The organism is Burkholderia sp. LMU1-1-1.1, assembly GCF_040675865.1.
Classification (GTDB): domain Bacteria; phylum Pseudomonadota; class Gammaproteobacteria; order Burkholderiales; family Burkholderiaceae_D; genus Rugamonas.
On record NZ_JBEGHG010000001.1, the window covers coordinates 124,540 to 144,678 of the forward strand.

Annotated in this window: 12 protein-coding genes; 3 read left to right on the top strand and 9 right to left on the bottom strand. The window is 65.4% G+C overall.

What is annotated here, in order from left to right; all coding sequences use genetic code 11:
* Positions 1-109 precede the first annotated feature (109 nt).
* The 3 genes from MRBLMU1_RS00500 (at position 110) to MRBLMU1_RS00510 (ending at position 7,232) form a co-directional block, all read left to right on the top strand.
* Entirely contained in the window at positions 110-2,089 is a 1,980-nt protein-coding gene (locus MRBLMU1_RS00500) for a peptidase U32 family protein (protein ID WP_363495399.1), read from the top strand.
* Between the two features lie 368 nt (positions 2,090-2,457).
* On the top strand, positions 2,458-5,535 hold the full coding sequence (locus MRBLMU1_RS00505; RefSeq protein WP_363495402.1) for a TonB-dependent receptor: 3,078 nt from the start codon (positions 2,458-2,460) through the stop codon (positions 5,533-5,535).
* A gap of 32 nt (positions 5,536-5,567) precedes the next feature.
* Entirely contained in the window at positions 5,568-7,232 is a 1,665-nt protein-coding gene (locus MRBLMU1_RS00510; protein WP_363495405.1) for a glycoside hydrolase family 43 protein, read from the top strand.
* A 122-nt stretch (positions 7,233-7,354) separates the two neighbouring features.
* Here MRBLMU1_RS00510 and MRBLMU1_RS00515 read toward each other — a convergent pair whose 3' ends face one another.
* The 9 genes from MRBLMU1_RS00515 to MRBLMU1_RS00555 form a co-directional block, all read right to left on the bottom strand.
* On the bottom strand, positions 7,355-8,449 hold the full coding sequence (locus MRBLMU1_RS00515; RefSeq protein ID WP_363495407.1) for a Gfo/Idh/MocA family protein: 1,095 nt from the start codon (positions 8,447-8,449) through the stop codon (positions 7,355-7,357).
* Entirely contained in the window at positions 8,442-9,086 is a 645-nt protein-coding gene (locus tag MRBLMU1_RS00520) for a TetR/AcrR family transcriptional regulator (RefSeq protein ID WP_363495410.1), read from the bottom strand. The genes MRBLMU1_RS00515 and MRBLMU1_RS00520 overlap by 8 nt, the downstream gene beginning before the upstream one ends.
* Positions 9,087-9,284: 198 nt before the next feature.
* Positions 9,285-11,168, bottom strand: a complete 1,884-nt coding sequence (locus tag MRBLMU1_RS00525) for an MFS transporter (RefSeq protein WP_414646014.1) — start codon at positions 11,166-11,168, stop codon at positions 9,285-9,287.
* Positions 11,169-11,172: 4 nt separating this feature from the next.
* On the bottom strand, positions 11,173-12,870 hold the full coding sequence (locus MRBLMU1_RS00530) for a beta-N-acetylhexosaminidase (RefSeq protein ID WP_363495416.1): 1,698 nt from the start codon (positions 12,868-12,870) through the stop codon (positions 11,173-11,175).
* Positions 12,871-12,906: 36 nt separating this feature from the next.
* Complete coding sequence (gene gspK / locus MRBLMU1_RS00535) at positions 12,907-13,863, bottom strand: type II secretion system minor pseudopilin GspK (RefSeq protein WP_363495419.1); 957 nt, start codon at positions 13,861-13,863, stop codon at positions 12,907-12,909.
* Entirely contained in the window at positions 13,863-14,516 is a 654-nt protein-coding gene (locus MRBLMU1_RS00540) for a PulJ/GspJ family protein (protein WP_363495422.1), read from the bottom strand. Before MRBLMU1_RS00540 ends, gspK begins: the two co-directional genes overlap by 1 nt.
* Entirely contained in the window at positions 14,513-15,415 is a 903-nt protein-coding gene (locus MRBLMU1_RS00545; RefSeq protein WP_363495425.1) for an SMP-30/gluconolactonase/LRE family protein, read from the bottom strand. The genes MRBLMU1_RS00540 and MRBLMU1_RS00545 overlap by 4 nt, the downstream gene beginning before the upstream one ends.
* 22 nt (positions 15,416-15,437) lie before the next feature.
* A complete protein-coding gene (locus MRBLMU1_RS00550; protein WP_363495428.1) occupies positions 15,438-17,039 on the bottom strand; it encodes a glycosyl hydrolase family 18 protein in 1,602 nt (533 codons plus the stop codon).
* A gap of 118 nt (positions 17,040-17,157) precedes the next feature.
* Positions 17,158-19,818, bottom strand: coding sequence for a TonB-dependent receptor (locus MRBLMU1_RS00555; protein ID WP_363495431.1), 2,661 nt, complete (start codon positions 19,816-19,818; stop codon positions 17,158-17,160).
* Between the last annotated feature and the right edge of the window lie 321 nt (positions 19,819-20,139).

Here is a 20,139-nt window from a genome sequence, read left to right on the forward strand (position 1 = left end):
GCGCGGAAGTGCGATGCAATTCGAGCAATACCGGGACCTGTCCGACGTCGCTGGTTCCGACCACCCTGATTTCGCTATAATGCCCCCTTTCATCGCAACGGATCACGCCATGACTTTGCTAGCCCATCAGCTCGAACTGCTGTCGCCCGCCAAAACCGCTGAAATCGGCCGGGAAGCCATTTTGCATGGCGCCGACGCCGTCTATATCGGCGGCCCCGCCTTCGGCGCGCGCCACAACGCCAGCAATTCGATCGAGGAAATCTCCAAACTAGTGGCGTTCGCGCACCGCTACCGTTCGCGCATCTTCGTCACCCTCAACACCATCCTGCACGACGCCGAGCTGGACGCCGCCCGCGCACAGATCTGGCAACTGTACGAAGCCGGCGTCGACGCGCTGATTGTGCAGGACATGGGGCTGCTGGAGATGGATTTGCCGCCTATCCAGCTGCACGCCAGCACCCAGTGCGACATCCGCACGATGGAAAAGGCCAGGTTCCTCGGCGACGTCGGCTTCTCGCAACTGGTGCTGGCGCGCGAGCTGACCATCGAGCAAATCCGCAAAATTCGCGCCGAGGTGGATACCCCGCTCGAATACTTCATCCACGGCGCGCTGTGCGTGGCCTATTCCGGCCAGTGCTACATTTCGCACGCCGACACCGGCCGCAGCGCCAATCGCGGCGACTGCTCGCAGGCTTGCCGCCTGCCCTACACGCTGAGCGACACCAAGGGCCGCGTCGTGGCGTACGAAAAACACCTGCTGTCGATGAAGGACAACGACCAAAGCCGTAATCTGGAAGCGCTGGTCGACGCCGGCATCCGCTCGTTCAAGATCGAAGGCCGCTACAAGGACATGGGCTACGTGAAGAACATCACGGCCCACTACCGCCTGCTGCTGGACGAGATCCTGGAGCGGCGCACGGAATTCACGCGCGCCGCCAGCGGCCGTACGGACATCCTGTTCACGCCGGACGTGGACAAGACCTTCCACCGCGGCCACACGGAATACTTCGCCCACGGCCGCGAGGGGGAAGAAATCGGCGCCTTCGACAGCCCGAAATACGTCGGCGTGGAACTGGGCACGGTCACCCGCATCGCCACCGACCACTTCGACATCACCACCAACGCGCCCATGGCCAATGGCGACGGCCTGAATTACATGTACAAGCGCGAGTCGTTCGGCATCCAGGCCAACACGGTGAAGAAAATCGGCGCCAGTGCGGATGGCGAACAGTGGCGCGTGTTCCCGAACGAGACGATCGGCCTGCTGACCGGATTTAAAGTCGGCGCCTCGATCCTGCGCAACCGCGACCACCACTGGGAAGGCACGCTGAGCAAGAAATCGTCCGAACGCAAGGTCGACCTCCACCTGTCCTTGAGCGAACATGATGACGGCCTGCGCCTGGCCCTGCGCGACGAGGACGGCATCGTCAGCGAGACCGACGCCGCCATCGCCTTCCAGCCCGCACAGCAAGCCGAGCAGGCGGAAGCCTCGCTGCGCGCCAGCCTGGGCAAGCTGGGCGGCACGATGTTCTCGGCCGCGAGCGTGCAGCTGAACCTGTCCAAGCCCTGGTTCGTGCCGGCGGCCGCGATCAACGCGCTGCGCCGCGACGCCATCGAAGCGCACGAAGCGGCGCGCCTGGCCGCGTGGGACCGTCCGACGCGCAAGCCGCCGGCCGAACCGCCGGCGGTCTATCCCGACACCCAGCTCAGCTACCTGGCCAACGTCTACAACGAGAAGGCGCGCGCGTTCTACCACAAGCATGGCGTAAAGCTGGTGGCCGCCGCCTACGAATCGCACGAGGAACCGGGCGAAGTGCCGCTGATGATCACCAAGCACTGCCTGCGCTTCTCGTTCAACCTGTGCCCCAAGCAAGCCAAGGGCGTACAAGGCGTGCAGGGCCAGGTCCGCGCCGAGCCGATGACCCTGGTCAGCGGCGACCACACCTACACCCTGCGTTTCGACTGCAAACCCTGCGAGATGCATGTCGTCGGCGCCATGAAGCCGGGCATCCTGAAGTCCCCTCCTCCGTCGAACATTCCGTACAGCCCGCTGGTCTTCCACCGCCAGCGCCCGCGCGCCACGACCTGAGCCACACCGCTCCCTCATCGGGGCAAGTCCCACATTCGCCCCCCCGGTGGGGGTCAAGTCTGTCATTCGGACACGGGTTGGACCGTAGAACGCCCTACTGTCCAGCTCCTGTCCGAATGACAGACTTGACCCCGGCGTTTGTGCGCGGGAAATGGTTACGCTTATCACGCCGCGCTTCACACTTCGTTTCCGTACCGCATAACATAGACCCGCGCCCCGCCATGCCTTGTGTTGTTCAAAATGGTTGCGCTTATCAAATTTTGTTTGAAGTTGTTGACTTTGCTCAAGCCGCCTCCTAGACTTGGCGTTGTCGTGCTGAAAAAAAACAGGAAAAGCACGCCAGTACCGATAAAAAACAGGAGACCGCAATGAATCAACGTACGACCGCCAGCCGGCGCGCGGCGCTTGGGCTGACCGTCATGGCCAGCATGATCGCCCAGGCCTACGCCCAGCAAACCGCCCCCGCCACCCCCGCCGATACCACCAGCGCCACCACTGCGGAGGCGCCGATCACCAGCGTCCAAGTCACCGGTTACCGCAACAGCTTGCTGTCGTCCGCACGCGACAAGAAGGAGGCCGTCGGCTTCCAGGATTCGATCAACGCCGAGGATTTCGGCAAGTTCCCCGACAAGAACCTGGCCGAGTCGCTCAGCCGCGTTCCCGGCGTCGGCGTGTCGCGCGACGTCACCGGCGAGGGCATGACCATCCAGATCCGTGGCCTGGGCTCGTCGTTCACCAAGATTCTGCTGAACAATTCCCCGATCGCCGTGGCCTCGTCCGGCCCGATCGACGGCGCCAACACCAACCGCGAAGTCGACCTGGATCTGCTGCCGACCGACCTGTTCACCAAGCTGACCGTCAGCAAGAGCCCGACCGCCGGCCAGATCGAGGGCGGCGCCGCCGGCGTCGTCAACCTGCGCAGCGCGCGCCCGTTCGACAAGGAAGGCAAGCAGCTGTCCATGGGCCTGACCGGCACCAAGCAGCAGATCGCCGACAAGGCCGGCATGCGCGGCAACATCATGGCCAGCAATACCTGGGACGGCAAGTTCGGTATCCTGGGCGGCATCTCGTTCTCGCGCCAGCAGGCCCGCACCACCGGTTTCGAGACCGTGGGCTGGACCAATCCCAACCTGACCGCGTCGCAGAGCAGCTCGCCGACCCGCAACAACACCGGCGGCGGCAACTGGACCATTCCGGCCACCGTGCCGGCCGGCGCCGGCAACGGCCTGGTGGCGGGTACGCCGATCAACGAGGCGTTCCTGCTGGCGAACAATCCCGGCCTGACCATCGGGCAGATTGACAACGCAATCATTCCGCGCCTGGGCCGCACCATGGAGTACTACGGCACCAAGGACAAGATCTCCGGCGTGTTCGCCGCCGAGTACCGTCCGACGCAGGACCTGCACTTCTACCTGGACACCATGTACAGCAAGAAGGACGACGACATGACGCGTAACGGCTACACGTGGGCCGTGCGTAACAATGGCGCCATTCCGCTGAACATGACGGTCGACAAAACCGATTGCACCAACGGCTGCACGGTGACCTCCGGTACCTTCGCCAACGCGCTCAACTTCATCGAGTTCGGCCCGCGCCGCGACAAGGTCGACCTGCTGGGCATCAACCCCGGCATGGAATGGAAAATCACGCCGAAGCTGTCGCTCGACGTCGCCGGTAACTGGAACCGCAGCCGCTTCACGCACGAGGCGCCGACGGTCATGCCGATCACCGCGCCCAACAGCGGCAACACGATCACCTACGCCAACAACGGCGGCGTGCCGTCCATCGTGTCCAATATGGACCTGAACAACCCGGCCAATTACCAGTGGGTCGGCGGCCGCGTCAACGTCCAGAACGAGTTGCGCGAGACCGAAACCAAGGGCTTCCACACCAACCTGGCCTGGGGCGACAAAAAACTGCTGATCAAGGGCGGTTTCGCCTGGGATGATATCGACCGCACCATCCGCGGCCAGGATAATTCCGCCGCCTGGCAGGCCGCCGTCTGCGGCAACAATCCGACCGTGTTCCTGCAAGGCCCGAACGGCGCGCCGCCATGCAACGGCGCCAGCACCCCGGGCGCCAGCGCCGCCGGCCTGTATCCAGGCTACGGCACCGGCTACACGGCCGGCCAGACCGCTCCGCTGACCTACCAGGGTTCGCTGATCACCAATGCGGCGCTGCCGAGCTATCTGTCGCCTGGCCCGTACGGCAACCTGGCGCTGGACTGGGATCGCTTCCGCAAGGATTCCAACTACGACTACTTCAACAGCAGCGCGCCGGACACCGGCGCCTCGTCGACCGGCGCCAGCGCCGGCTACATCCGCGAGAAGTCGAAGGCGGTCTACCTGGAGGCGAGCGGCGAATTGGCGCCGGCCGGCTTCAACACCCGCTGGAACGTCGGCGTGCGCTACGTCCGTACCCAACAGCAGGTCGGTTCGCGCAATTCGTTCAGCGATCCGCGCAACGCCACCTTGCCGCTCAACGGCAGCAAGTATCCGAACATCGATTCGTGGGTCTACCAGGATTCCGAGTACAGCAACACCTTGCCGTCCGGCACCCTGGCCGTCGACGTGATGAAGGACGTGGTGGTGCGCGCCGCCCTGTCGCGCAGCATGACGCGCGTCAATCCAAACTCGCTGCGTCCGGGCGTCAACTTCTCCGGCGTCTCGGCGGATACGGGCACCCAGGGCAATCCGAACCTGAAGCCTTACCTGTCGGATAACATCGACCTGGGCATCGACTGGTACACCGGCCGCGAAGGTTATGTATCGGTGACCGGCTTCCAGAAGCGCGTCAACGGCTTCACCGTCGACGAGAACGTCACCCTGCCGTTCTCCGCGCTGGCGCAGTACGGCATCAACTACGGCACCCTGATTCCGACCCAGCAGCTGGCGATCGATTCGCGCGGCGGCCCGGACGTGGCCACCGTCGTGATGACCCGTCCACGCAACGCCGAGGGCATCCTGCGCATCCGCGGCCTGGAAGTGGGCTGGGTCCAGCCGCTCGACAAGTGGCTGCCGGTCAAGGGCTTCGGCTTCAACGAAACGCTGACCCTGATCAACCAGAAGGCCAGCGGCGAAGGCTCGAAAGGTTTCATCGCGCTGGGCGTGCCGAAGAAGACCAACAACTTCGGCGTCTACTACGAGAACCACGGTTATATGGCGCGCTTCATGCACACCTACTCGCAGGGCAGCCAGGTGGCGACGGCGAACCAGAGCGGCATCACCCAGGCGGCGCTGTTCAGCGACACCTACAAGCAGTGGGACTTCTCGTCGAGCATCGAGCTCGACCAGGTGTTCGACCGCGAGGGACTACCGATGATCACCTTCGACATCGTCAACCTGAACAAGGCCAAGCGTCGCGGATACTTCCAGTTCCCGAACGCCACGATGTCGCAATACGATCCGGGCCGCACCTTCGCGCTTGGTCTGCGCATGAAGTTCTAAGACAGCCGGTGCCGCACTTTTAGGGTTGATACATGAAACAGAAAATCTTACTTGTCGCGGCACTGTGCGCGGTGTCGGCGCACGCCGCCGACACCGCCGCGAGCGCCCGCTTCGAGCGCTTCAGCTATACCGGCAAGACGCAGGAGCAGGCCAAGCCGCGCGCCGGCGAATTCCTCAACCCCATCCTGTCGGGGTATTTCCCCGACCCGTCGATCACCCGCGTGGGTGACGATTACTACATCGTCAATTCCTCGTTCACCAATTTCCCCGGACTGCCGATCATGCATTCGAGAGATATGGTCACGTGGACGCAGATCGGCAACGCGCTGGACCGCCCCGAGCAGGTCGACTTCACCGGCGTGCGCGGTTCGCAGGGCATCTACGCGCCGGACATCTCGTTCCATAACGGGCGCTATTACATCATCACCACTTGTTCCAGCTGCCCCGGCGGCATGGGCAACTTCGTTATCACGGCCGACCATCCGTCCGGCCCCTGGTCCAAACCGGTCACCATCAAAGGCTTGAACGGTATCGACCCGTCGATTTTCTGGGACGGCGACAAGGCCTACGTGGTCCACAACGACGCGCCCGTGGGCACGCCGCGCTACGACGGCCACCGCGCGATCTGGATCACGGAGCTGGACCCGGTCACCTTCCAGCGCATCGGCACGCCCAAGGTGCTGGTCGACAGCGGCGTGAATCCCGCCAAAAATCCGATCTGGATCGAAGGCCCGCACCTTCTGAAGAAGGACGGCTACTATTACTTGATGTGCGCCGAAGGCGGGACCGGGGACAACCACTCCGAAGTGATCCTGCGTTCCAAAGACGTCATGGGGCCGTATGTGCCCGGGCCGGCCAACCCGATCCTGACCCAGCGCGATCTCGATCCGGGCCGGGCCAATCCGGTGACGACGACCGGCCACGCGAAACTGGTACAGACACAGCAAGGCGACTGGTGGGCGGTTTTCCTGGCCACCCGCCCCTACCCCGGCAATTTTTACAATATCGGGCGCGAGACCTTCCTGCTGCCGGTGACGTGGAAAGACGGCTGGCCGATGATCCTCGAACAAGGCAAGGCGGTGCCCTACACGCTGGCCAAGCCCAAGCTGCCTGCCCAGCCGGCGCCCGCGCTGCCGATGAACGGCGACTTCAGCTATGTCGACGAATTCAACGGCCCGCTCTCCCCCGCCTGGATCGGCATGCGCACGCCGCGCAGCCAGCTGTACAAGATCGACAAGGGCGAACTGGTGCTGCAATCCGGCCAGCCGCTGGGCAAGCTTGACGGCGTGCCGGGCTTTATCGGCCGGCGCCAGCAGCACCATGACGCGACCGTGTCGACCGTGGTCGACTACACGCCACGGCGCGACGGCGACCGCGCCGGCCTGGTCGCCATCCAGAACGACGCCAATTATCTGTTCATGGGCGTGACACAGGCGGCGGGCCGTCGGACTGTTGCGCTCTACAAATACGAGGATGGCAAGGAAACCTTGCTTGAATCCGCTCCGGTCACGGACAAGCGCGTCGAGCTGATCATGGAGATGCGCGGCGGCCGTTCCGCCTATAGCTACCGCAGCGGCGGCCAGGTAAAGCCGCTCAAGAAAGACGTCGACGTGACGTTCCTGTCCACGCAAAAAGCCAAGGGCTTCGTGGGTGTCGTCATCGGGCCGTACGTGCAGGCCGCCGACGGCACTCCTTAGCCGTCGCGTTTTTCACTTTCGCCCCCACCCGGGCGGAAATCACGATACGTAATCATCCGGCGCCGTGGGGCGCCGGCTATTGATGAATACGCGTACCTGCAAGTCCGGCGGCAAGGGCGCCGTCAAGTTGGTGCGTGCCTGGCCGCGGAACGCTCGATCGCGTCGACCGTTTCATGCAGTCGAACGGCGTCGCGGAAGCTGGGCGCCGAACGCGTGCCGGAACGGATATCCCGCGCGATCAAGGCGTAGACGCGGGCGACATTGCGGGCGACGGAGTTGTCCGGCCAGCCGTTATAGGCCGAGGCGGGCGGCGTCAACCGGGCAAGTTCTTTCGTGTCGCCATTGGCTCCCCGGATGGACAATTGCACGATCTGGCCATGGCCGCTCTCCCCCGTCACCTGGATATCGCCTTTGGTGCCGTTGATCTCCCACAGCAGGTTAGTGCCCCGGGACATGCCTCCGCGATAATGAATCGAGAACGCGGCCCCGCCCTGGAGGGCGCCGTGTACGAGGATTTGATCGTGGGATGTTTTGGGTATCGTCTCTCCCGTATCGGTCACATGCACGGTGGTGCGGCGGTTGATCATGCGCGCGGACAGCTCGCCGAAGCTGCCCAGCACTTCGCGCATGCCTTCGAGCGTGTGCCCCAAGGGGATCGTGAGCAGGGTTGCTCCGTTGCTCTTCTCATAAAGATAGGCGTGGGCGGCATCGGTTTCGCCGCCCCATGGGCCACCACTGCCCACCAGCGTCGTCGAGAGCACTTCGCCGACATAGCCGTCGGCGATCAGTTGGCGGAGATACTCGACCTCCGGCGCGACGCGCATCTGCGTTCCGATCGCCGCGACAACGCCCTTCCCCTCGGCCAGATCGGCCAATTCCCGCGCCTCGGCGAGACCGTTGCCGAGCGGCCATTCGCAATACACGTGTTTGCCCGCGTTCAGTGCCGCGGTCACCAGTTCTCGGTGATGCGGCACCTTGACGGTGACGACGACAAGGTCGATCTCGGGCGAATTGACCAGGGCTTGCGCATTGTCAAACGCATGCGCCAGTCCGAATGCATCGGCGGCGCTCCTGGCGCTGGCCAGGCTGGTGTTCGCGACGCCCGCCACAATAAACTCGTCTGCGAGGGCCTTCAGCGCCGGAATATGGGCCGTGGCGGCCCAGTGCCTGCCTGGATTCAGGCCGATGAATCCAACGCGAATGGGCTTGTCAGTCATGAAGTACTCCAGTTTTTCCAGTTGAATTGGGCGTATCGGCCGTATCCGTCGCCGCGCCGCCTGTGAGGTAGCCGAAGGCCAGGATCTCCGCGATCCGCTCCGGGGTGGTGCCATATTTGCCTGCCTCGTCTTGGATGAAGGCCGAGCCCACAGCACTCAGAAACAGCGCGGGTGCCGAAACCGACTCCCTGGCCGCACCTTCGGCCTGGGCGCGCGCGAGAAACTCTCCGGTGATGACAACGAGTGCACGGCAGGTGACCGCCAGCGGCGATGCCTGGGCTTCGATGGCTTCTATGAGCGGTTTGGGTAGACCGTTGAACGAGCTGAAATAGTCCCTCAACGCTATCATCCAGGCGCAAAGCGCGTTTTGTGCGCATGGCATCGCCGAGGCTTCGTCACGCCGACAGAGGAGGACCTCCTGCCGCCCGTGCAGCACCTCGCACAACAGGTGTTCACGCGTAGGAAAATGGCGATAGAGCGTCCCGGGTCCGACGCCCGCGTCGCGGGCAATCTCGTCGAGCGAGGTGTTCACGCCATGAGCGGCAAAGCGCCGCTCGGCAGCCTTGAGGATGCTGTCGCGATTTCGGCGCGCATCCGCGCGCATTTCCCCCTTCGCTTCGGGCGCATTCGGGATCATGGCTAGGTTCTCTTCGGCTCGTGGATGGAAACCGCTTCGCTCGGCACATTGGCGTTACGGAGTCAGTCTCCGGATAATAAACGGAGAATGTCTCCGGGTCAATCGAATGTAAAACAGATCTTGAAGCGCCGCCCGCGCCCGCAGCCGATCGGAACGGAAGTTAGACTTCTGTCCCTGCCGGCGGCTTTACGGCCGGCGTCACTCTTTCTGTCGGGCGAACAGCTGCTCGATCTCCTCCAGCGACCTGCCCTTGGTTTCGGGCAGGAAGAAGGCGGAGGTCACGAAGTACACCACCGTGCAGGCGGTCCAGAACAGGAACATCACGTGGAAGCCGTAGTTGCCGACGATGGGCAGGAAAGCACCGGCGATCAGCGTTCCGGTCCCCTGGTTGATCAGCAGCGCCACGCCCATGCCCACCGAACGTATCCGCGTCGGCATCAGCTCGGACAGCGCCAGCCACACGCACACCCCCGGCCCGATCGAGAAGAAGGCGATGAAGCCGGCGATGCACATGGCGGCCAGCAGGCCGGTCTCGCGGCTCGGCGTCGGTCCGGCGCTGGCCCGCAGGATCTGCAACGGCGCGTCGGCGGCGCCCGCGTCGAGCGCACGCACCTGCACGTGCTCGGCGGCGTACACGCGCCGCGCGGCGTCAAGCGCCTCCCTCGACGCCTGCGGCAACGTCGCGATCAATTGCCGCGCCGCGTCCTCCGCCGCCGCCGGCGCGCGTCCGCTCCAGGCCAGCCGCGCCTGTTCCAACAGGGGCCGCTGCGCCGCCGGCAGCATCTGCACCACGTCGGCCGCGCGCCTGAGCACCGCCTGCGACGCCGTCGTCGGCGTGTATGCCTCGGCGACCTGCTGGCGGTCGCCATACTGGTACAGGATGCTGAGCTGCACCGCGCCCTGCGCGCCCCACGGGGCATCGGCCAGGTTGAAATCGAGACGGTTGTCCTTGACCAGCGCAGCCACCTCGGCCCGCACGTCGACGCGCTGCGATTCGAAGCGGTGGAACAGCAACGCCAACAGGCATAGCGACACGATAATGCCGCCCGTGCCCAGCTTGAGCAGGAATACCCTGCCCTTGCGCTCCACCAGCACGATCGCCACCACCGTCATCACCGAGTTGAGGATCTTGATAACCGTTCCATAGCCGGCCGCCGCCACCGGATCGAGGCCGGCCTTTTGCAGGATGGTCGACATGAATTGCAGCACCGAGTTGATGCCGGTGGCCTGGTTGCAGCCGAGGATGACGCAAGCGAGGATAAACGGCAGCACGTAGCGGCGCTCGGTCAGCATCTCGGTCGCCGCCGTCAACGTGGAAGTCTTCGGCCGCGCGCGTTCGGCCGCCAGCGCCGCGCTGATTTCATGGAATTCCGCCTCGCGTTCGGCCGCCGGCAGCAGGCGCCCCAGCGCGGCCCTGGCTTGGTCGGGCCGGTCGCGCCGGACCAGCCAGCGCGGCGATTCCGACAGCAGGCAGCAGCCGACGAAGAACAGCAGGCCCGGATACAGCACGGTGAGGAACATGCTGCGCCACGCATGGTCGGCGGCGGCCACGATGCGCTGCTGGTCGGCGCCGGCCGTCTGTATCTCCAGCTCGGCGTTGCCCAGGTAGTGGTTGCCGACAAAGGCGGCCAGCACGATGCCGACGGTGAGCATGAACTGGAACACGGCCACGCCGCGCCCGCGCTGCGCGGCGGGCAGGCATTCGGCCAGGTACAGCGGCACCACGACGGCGATCACGCCGCCGCTCGTGCCCTGCAGCAGGCGGCCCAGCATCAGCGGCATGAATGACTGCGACAGGTAGATCAGCGCGACGCTGCCGACGAACATCAGCGCGCTGATCACCATCATCGGTTTGCGCCCCAGCCAGTCGGCCAGGGCGCCGGCCACCACCGATCCCAGCACGGAACCGGCCAACACCGCCGCCACCACCAGCGACAGCTGGCTCTCGGACAGGCTGGTGGAGCGGTTCAGGTAAGGCAGGGCCGGATCGATGATGCCGATATCGATCCCGTACAGCAGCCCCGCAAGGCCGCTGACCACCGCCAGGAACATCTGATAGTTTTTTTGTGAAGACACGATCATTCCCTCAACGCGGCCAACGCGGGCCGTCGGCGGTGCGGTAGTTGACGTCCTGCGCATCCAGGCGCTGCAAGGACGACGGCAGACGCTGCTGGAATTTGCCGTAGTCCTTGAGCGACTTCGGCGTCCATAATACCTCCGCCATCGCCAGCAGGCGCGGCCAGGCCATGTATTCCACCTCGCGCGGTCCTTTCATGTATTCGGTCCACAACTGCGCCTGGCTGCCGAGTACGTGTTTAGCGAGCGCGGGCGGCATGCCGGCCGGCAGCGGCTCGTAGGCGTAGACGTGATCCAGGGTGTTGACCGCGCGCGCGCCCGGCGGCTCGCGGTAGCCCGGCGTGTCGGCGGCGACCTGGGCGTAATCGAGGTAGGTGTCGCGTTCCGGCGTCATCACCACGTCGTGGCCCGCAGCGGCTGCTTTCAATCCACCCTCCTCGCCACGCCAGCTCATCACGGTGGCGCCTTGCGCCAGGCCGCCCTCCAGGATTTCGTCCCAGCCGATCAGGCGGCGGCCCTGCTTGGCCAGATAGGCATCCATCTGGCCGATGAACCAGCTTTGCAACTGGTGCAGGGCGGGATGCTCGGCCGGCTTGCCTTGCGCATCCTTGTGGTTCTGGATGTCTTCCAGCGTCGTATCGGCGGACACCAGCTTCAGCGTTTTCATGCGCGCCAGCGCGGCCGGCGAATGCGCCCATTCGATTTTCGGGCACTCGTCGCCGCCGACGTGGATGTAGCGGCCCGGGAACAGCGTCAGCACCTCGCCCATCACCTGCTGCAGGAAGCGCACGGTGCCCTCCTCCGGGCTGAACACTTGCGTGATCACGCCCCATTCGCGCCCGACCGCCGGCTTTTTGTCCGGCTGGTTGCCCAGCTCGGGATAGGCGGCGATCGCGGCCAGCGCGTGGCCCGGCATCTCGATCTCCGGCACCACCGTGATGTGCCGCGCCGCCGCGTAGGCCACCACTTCGCGGATATCCTCCTGCGTGTAGTAGCCGCCGTGCGGCTGGCCGTCGTAGCGCAGGCCGGGCGGGTCGCCGGGGCGCGGCGTCAGTTGGGTCTCGCTACGCCAGCCGCCCACCCGCGTCAACAGCGGGAAGCGCTTGATCTCGATGCGCCATCCCTGGTCGTCGGTCAGGTGCCAGTGGAACACGTTCATCTTGTTTTGCGCTAGCAGTTCGAGGTGTTTGAGCACGAAGGTCTTTGGCATGAAATGGCGCGCCGTGTCCAGATGGCTGCCGCGCCATCCGAAACGGGGCTGGTCTTCGATGCGGACGGCCGGCAGCGTCCAGTCGCGCCGCACGGGGGCGTTGCGGTAGATATCCGCCGGCAGCATCTGGCGCAGCGTCTGCACGCCGTAGAACAGGCCGGCCGGCTCGGCGGCGGTGATGGTCACGCCGCGCGCGTCGCTGGCCAGCCGATAGCCCTCCTTGCCCAGCGAGCTTTGTTTCCTGTCCAGTTTGAGGCGGATGGCGTTAGCGCCGTCGCGGGAGCCGACCGGCAGCTCGAAGCCGGTGGCGGGACGCAGATAGTCGCGCAGCGTCAGCGCTTCGGCCAGCGCCGCGCCGTCGGCGACGATGCGGGTGGCGGACGTCAGCGCGAACTCGCCGGCGTTACGCTGCAGCTGCGCGGGTAGCGGCACGATCTCCTGGGCCTGCGCGGCCCCCATTAAACCCAACAAACATGACGCGACAACTTGTAAACGCATACGCACCTCAAACGTGGAATTAAGACGCGGGTCCGGCTATTCCTCGCGGGTCCAGACCAGCTCAGTGGCGGCCGCGCTTCCACGCGGCCGGTAAAGCAATGAAACGGTATCCAATTCGGCGCGTTCGAGGCGTATCTTGCTCTCGACCAGAAAGTAGTCGCTGCGCAGGCCCACGCGCACGCCGTTGAGCACAGAGCTGTCTGGTAGCGCCGCGCTGAATTCGGCCATGCTGCGGAAGTGGGCCTGGCGGCGGCGTTGCGCCAGTTCGCGCGCCTGTGCCAGCGACAAGCGCGTGACCGCCGCCAGCAACTCCGGCGGCGCGGTGTCCAGATTGAGATCGGCCGGCGCCGGCAACAGGATCACGAAGGCGGCGAGCGCCGCCAGCACCTGCGGGGTATAACCGGGCACGCCGGCCAGCTCGTCGAGGCGCTTGAGCGCCGCCTGGCGATTGCCGGGTGTCCCCGGTTCCCCGCCCGGCTGGCCGGCGGCGACCGCCTGCGCGGCGCGCATGGCCAGCGCCGGATCGAGCTTCAGCCCGGTCAGCAGACGCTCGTAAATCCGGATTTCCACCGGATTGAATGTGCGGGCGTTGGCCAGATTGGCGAGGTTGTAGCGCGATTGCGCGTCGACGATGCGGCTGGCGATGCTGGTCTTCCCTTCCGCCGGATCGGGGGCGGCTTGCGGGGCCACCTCGCGTTCGAGGTAGCCGTCCAGCCGGATCTCCGCCGGCCCCGTATTCCAGCCGCCATCGAGCGTGGTCAGTTCGGGCGAGCGCCCGGCGTCGTCGCGCAGCACTTGCCGGCTCCAGTCCAGGCCTGCGCGCAACACCCAGCGCGCCTGCGCTTGCAAGCGCTGGTTTTCCGTCATTCGCACCTGCACCTGCTGCTGCCAGAACAGGCCGGCGATCGCGGTCACCGCCAGCGTGGCGATCAACAACGCCGTCACCATGGCGATGCCACGCTGCCGCCGGCGCCTGCCGCCGTCGCGGCGCATCAGCCGCCTCCCAGCATAAACATGCGCACCAGCGTCCCGGCGCTGTCGGCCGGACGCAGGACCACCTGCAGCCCGAGGGCATCCGTCGCTGGCGGCCGCACGACGCGGCGCGTGCGCGGGCGCGGGCCGGCCGCCGCCTCGGCGCCAGCTTGCCAGGCGCCGCCGCTCCAGGCGCGCGGTTCTAAGGCCGCCACCCGTGGGTCCAGCGCCACGCTCGCCGACGGCGCGCCGCCTTGCAACGCCGCGCTCCAGGCCGCGCGCAGTTGATCGAGGTCGCGCGTGGCCGGCGAGGCGCCGCGCATCAGACCGGCACCGTCGGCGTGATACACGACCACCTGCATCCGGTCGGCGCCGCCGTCGCCGGCGACGCCGCGCAGCAGCACAAGGCGGCCCGGCGCCACCGACAAAGTGGGTTGCCCGTCCAGCGCCGCGCTGCGCACCAGTTGAGCGCAATCGGCCTCCAGCTGCGCGAAGGCCAGCTGATGGCCACGCATCGCGTCGAGCTGCGCGGACAGCGCCACGCGCGAGGCCAGGATGCCGTCCAGCGCGCGCCATCCCAGCACCGTCATCAACGACAGGATCAACATGGTCACCAACAGCTCGACCAGCGACATGCCGCCGGCGCGCCGTCGACGCGTACGCGGGATTTTCACCGCCGTCCCCGCATGCGCTGCCACTCCAGGCCGGGGCGGTCGACGCGGAATTGCAGCAGTCGTTGGTGTTCGACTTCGGTCACGTACACGGTGCGGCCATCCGGGCCGCCGAAGCATAGATTGCTGGGCCGGTCGCCCGGCAGCTTGATCTCCCGCAGCAGCGCGCCGTCGGGCGCCAGCTTGACGACCGTGCCTTTGCCGAAGCGGCTCACGTACAGATTGCCATCGACATCGACGCGCATGCCGTCCATGCCGTAATCGTCGAAGCGGCGCAGCAAGCGCTTGTTCGACAGCGTGCCGTCGGCGGCGATGGAAAATGCCCAGATATTGCGCTGCACGCTTTCGTTGACATATAAGGTGCGGCCGTCGGGGCTGACCTCGATGCCGTTGGCGGTGCCCATGCCGTCGGCCGCCAGTGTGACCCTGCCGTCCCGGTCGACGCGCCACACGCGGCCGGTGTTGTGCTCCCAATCGGGATCGCTGGCATACAGCACGCCATCGGCGGAGATCGCCAGGTCGTTCGGCTGCGACATCCGCTCGTCGTGCGCGTGGAGCACCGGTATGGTGGTACCCGGCGCGATGCGGAAAATGTTATGGCCCACGTAGTCGGCCACATACAGCGTGCCGTCGCGGTCGAACCGCAGGCCATTGGGCACCGAGGCGCCGGGCAGCAGCGCGAACTCGCGCGCCGCGCCCTGCGGCGTGACGATGCCGATCGCCTGCTGGCGGCGGAAATTGACCGCGTAGACGTTGCCGGCGGCGTCCACCGCCGGCCCCTCTATGCCGGCGGTGAAACCGCGCTCCGCCGTCAGCGGCGTGGCCACGAACAGATCCCGCGCCATGGATGGCGCGGTCCAGCCCAGCCCCGCCGACAGCAAAAGCGCGATCATCGAACGCATGGCATACCTTCGGAAAGAGACATCAATGGCCCAGCACCTGCAGTTCCCTGACCGAGCCGCTCCACGACGAGGCGCCGGTCCGTCCCGACACCCGCACGCCGGTCACGCCGCTAATGCCGGTGCCGCTGAAGGTGTAGGTGGCGCCGCCGGCGGAGGAACTGTTCGGGTAGGCAGGACTCACCGCCCAGCCCGATTCTACCCAAGTCGACCCGTTCGTTGTGTACTGTAAACTCAGTCCGCCCTCGAAATAGCCGTTGCCATAGGTGTCGATGGCGCCGTTGAGGAACTTCGCCGATGAAATGGTCTTGCCCGCCGCCCAGGTCACGCCGGCCGCCTGCCAGCGCTGGTTTCCGCCTTCCCCCGCGCCGTTGAGCGTCAGGCTGGTGCTGGTATTGCCGTCGTTGACCGCCGTCGCCGCCGCTTTATTGGTATTGGCGGTGGAAGTGGTATTAGCCGTCCACACGTAACCGGTGCCGCTGGTGGCGATGTTGCCGTCTGTTGTGCCGCCGCCACCCAGGCCGGCGGCGACCGCGTTCCAGAACGTGCCGTCCTCGTAGCCCATGGCCCAGACGCTGGCGCCGCCCAGCGCGTAGGTGTTCACCAGCGCCGCCTTGGCGGTGATGCTCTGCGCGTCGTCGTACCAGAGCACCGGCTGCTTATTGGAGGTGGTCCACTCCGTGCCGTCCGGCTGCTGGACCACGGTGCCCCAGGTGGCATATGGCGTGGCCGAGGCGGTGTCGCGGTACTTGACGGCGCCGTGCGCGGCGATGACGTCGTTGTAGCCGGACACGCCGTTGGTGCCCTTCCAGTACACCATGTTCTTGGTGCTGTAGTCGTAGCCGTAGGTCGGCAGGCCATGCAGCACCTTGGCCGCCGGCACCCGCGACACCGCGTACGCCAGCTTGGACTTCATCCAGTCCAGGCCCGCCTCCGGCCCCGGCCAGGTCGCAGAGGGGGAAGACGACCAGCCCGGACCGACTTCGTCGTACGTCATCAGCTGGAAGTAGTCGACCGCCGCGCCGATGGCGGCGTAGTCGTAGCCGGCCAGGTACTCCGGCTGGCCGTCGCCGCTCATCGGCGGAATGCTGATGATCAGCTTTTTGTTCTGGTTGTGCAGCGCCGTCGACAGCGCCTGGATGAACGCCGTCATCTGCGTCTTCATCCCCGGCTGCACGGCCTCGAGGTCGATGTCGATGCCGGCGAAGCCGTTGTTCACCGCCAGGTTGACCAGATTGGTGACGGCAGTCGAACGGCTGGCGGCGCTGGCCAGCAAGCCATTGCTGACGGCCGGATCGAAGCCGCCATAGGAATTGCTGTAATCGGAGACGGTCGGATACAGCGGCAGGTTTTTGCTTTTGGCGAAAGCGATGATGCTGTTGGTGGTGGCGGTCAGGCCGCTGCTGTCGATGGCGCCATTGGCCAGCATGGCGTAGGACGAACCCAGGCCGACGGCCGACAGGCTGCCGTAATAAGCCTGCAGGTTGGTGTACGACTGCGCCACCTGGCCGTCGGTGTAGGCCAGCACGAAGGCGGCCGAAGCGTCGCCGCCGAAGGTGGCGGCGGCCAGCGCGACGGATGCGGCGAGCGCGCGCAGGCGGGTCGGAACAAATTGGATAGCGATCACGGAAAGTCTCCTGGTTGGATGGGATTTCGGGAACGACCGGGCGTAGTCCGCCCCGGCGGTCCGCACACGGACCGCCGTTTGCTGCTTTACCACGGGGTGAATCAGAAGCCGGCGGCGATTACCATTCGGTGCCGACGCGGATGCCGAACATGCGCGGATCGTTGTACGACGCCACGGTGAACGTCGCCTGCGGGCCGCCGATGCCGCCCCATGTCTTGGCGCGCACGTCGCCCACATTGCGCACATAGAGCTCGGCGTGCCACGGGAACTTCGAGCCGCCCGGCGCGCTCAGACGCAGCGCGGCGTCGACCTGGCTGTAGGCTTTCTGGCCATCGGACAGGTGCGGCGTATCGAGGTTACGCAGCGAGAAATACATCTTGTCCTGCCAGCGCCACTGGACCCACGGCGACAACGACCAGCCATCGTTGAAGTAGAAGTCCTGCGAGAAGCTCAGCGCCATCGTCCTCGGCGGGGAATACGGCAGATGGTTGCCGACCACGTTGTACGGACGCAGTTGCGCCAGAGATGGATCGGTGCCGCTGTAGTAGTCCGGGCACGGCGTGACACCTTGCGCGGCGCGGGCGTCGCAACCGATATCGTCGCTGTAGGTCGGGTAGTCGGCGATCTTCGCGCTCAGCAGCGAGGCCGAGTAGCTGATGCGGGCGTCGCGCCACGGCCGGTATTGCCCCTCCAGCTCCAGGCCCTTGATGTTGGCGCGGCCGATGTTCTGCGTCGAATACCAGCTGATGACGGCGTCGCAGGCCGGATGGTCGGCGTCGCAGGTGCGCTTGCTGCGGCCCACGGTGTGCTGGCCGGTCGACTGCATGTCCTTGTAACGGCTGTAGAACACCGTGGCCGACAGGGTCAGGCGGTCGTCGAGCAGCTTGCCCTTGTAGCCGAATTCCAGGTTGGAGACCGTCTCCGGCCGGTACGGCAGGAAGGAGTACTGCGGTCCCGGCGGGCCGGAGGCGCAATCGTAAGGTTTGCCGTTGGCGTCGAGCTCCGTGCCGCACAGATTGAAGCGGTCGTTGAAGCCGCCGGCCTTGTAGCCGGTCGATAGCGAGGTGTACACCATGTTGCGCGGATCGATCTGCCAGGTCAGGCCCAGGCGGCCGGTGGTCTTGCTCCACGATTCCTCGTGGTTGCTGATGGCCGACGCCGCCGGGAACACGCCGCTGCCGTAATAAGCGCCCATGCCCGGCTTGAGCAGGCCCGAATTGACGCCGGTGTAGCCCGGCGTGCCGGGACCGCCCGGATCGAGCATGCCGTTGAAGTAGTCCTTGCCGTACGATTCCCAGAACTGGCCGTTATTGTCGGCGCGCTTGTCCTTGCTCATGCGGACGCCGGCGGTGAAGTTCCACGTCGGCGCGAACTGCCAGTCCGACTGCGCGAACACCGCTTTCGATTCGGATTGGCGGTCGGGCTGGTGGTAGAAGTTGGAGTACGGGTAGCCGTTCGGTCCCTGGTTCAGGTAGTCCTGGCCGAAGTCGATGTTGTTCTTCTCCTTCATGTAGAACAAGCCGGCCACGTAGCGCAGCGAACCGAAGTTCTGGCGCAGCTGCAGTTCGTGGACGTCGGAGGCGAACTTCGATCCCATCGTGTAGGTGGCGGCGTCCACCACCGGCCAGTGGTCGCCGCCGGCGGCCGCCGTGGCGTCGACGTCGGCCTCGATGTTCTGGTAGCCGGCGTCGGTATCCTGCTGTTGGAAGCGGCGCTGCACCGCGTGCGCGTAGCTGTACTCGATGTCCGTCTGCTTGTTCAGGTTCCACACGATGTTGGAACGCAGCGTGCGGATCGACATGTCGGTGATGCCCGGCACGTTGATCGACACGTCGTACTTGCCGCCCTTGCAGGCGTAAGGCGTGCCGGCCGCCTGCGCGCAATCCTTGAGCGCCAGGTCGCCGGCATCGTTGTTCTGATAGTTCTCGTAGGAGACCAGCCATTGCAGGTCCTTGTTGACCTTCCACAGGCCGGACAGGCGGGCGGCCCACTGGTCGCGGTTGGTGTAGTAGTCGCTCTTGGACACCGGGTGGTTGCGGCGCTGGTCGGTGTCCGGAATGCCGTCGGCCGGGAAGCCCTTCGAAGGCATGTTGACGTCGTACTTGTCCTGCGTCTGGTTGATCCAGCCGTCGCGCTTGACGCCCATGGCGGTGAAGCGCAGCGCGATGTCGTCGGACACCGGGATGTTCTGCACCACGTTGAGCTGGCGTTGGTTGTAGTTGCCGATATCGAGTTCGACACTCCCCTCCTTGCTGCCGATCACCGGCTTGTTCGGAATGATGTTGATGCTGCCGCCGGTCGAGTTGCGGCCAAACAGCGTGCCTTGCGGACCGCGCAGGATCTCCAGCCGGTCCAGGTCGAACAGCAACGCCAGCGCGCCCTGGGGACGGGGCGAATAAATACCGGCCACGTGCAGGCCCACCGCCGGGTTGCCGATCTCGGTGAAGTCGGAATTGGACACGCCGCGTATCGCGATCTGCACGCCCGAGCTGCCGTCGACGGCGCCGCCCAGCTGCAGGTTGGGCATTTCGCCGGACAGCGACTTGACGTTGACCGCGCCCTGGCGGGTCAGGTCTTCCTGCGTGACGGCCGTGACCGCGACGGGCGTTTTCAGCAGCGACGTGCTGTAGCGCGTGGCGGTGACCATCACCTCCTGAATGGTGTCGGAGGACTTGGGCGTGGTGGCCGCCTCCTGGCCCAGTGCGGGTACCGCCAGCACGGCCAGCGCACCGGTGACTGCAGAGCTGATCAGGGTCTTCCTGCGATTCAAATCAAACATGCTCTTTCCTCTTGTTGGCGTGACGGACTTGCCGTCATCTCGATTGAAATCCCAACCGCTTGGTTATGTGCGCTTAGCTATCTGCCTCGCTACGGCGTGGCGGTTTATTCTTGCGTTCATCTGCAGCCGTGTTTCAACACTAACACCCCGATCCGCGCCCGCGCAAACCACCCCGGCGAGCCAAAATAAAGATCGTAAGCCTTTGAATACATTGGTTATTCATTGAATCGGCAGGCGCCGATCTTACACTTCTTTACGCGCTGATCGGCCCCGGCCCCGCCGACGCCGGCCTTGCTAAAAAATTCATGCAAAACCTTACAA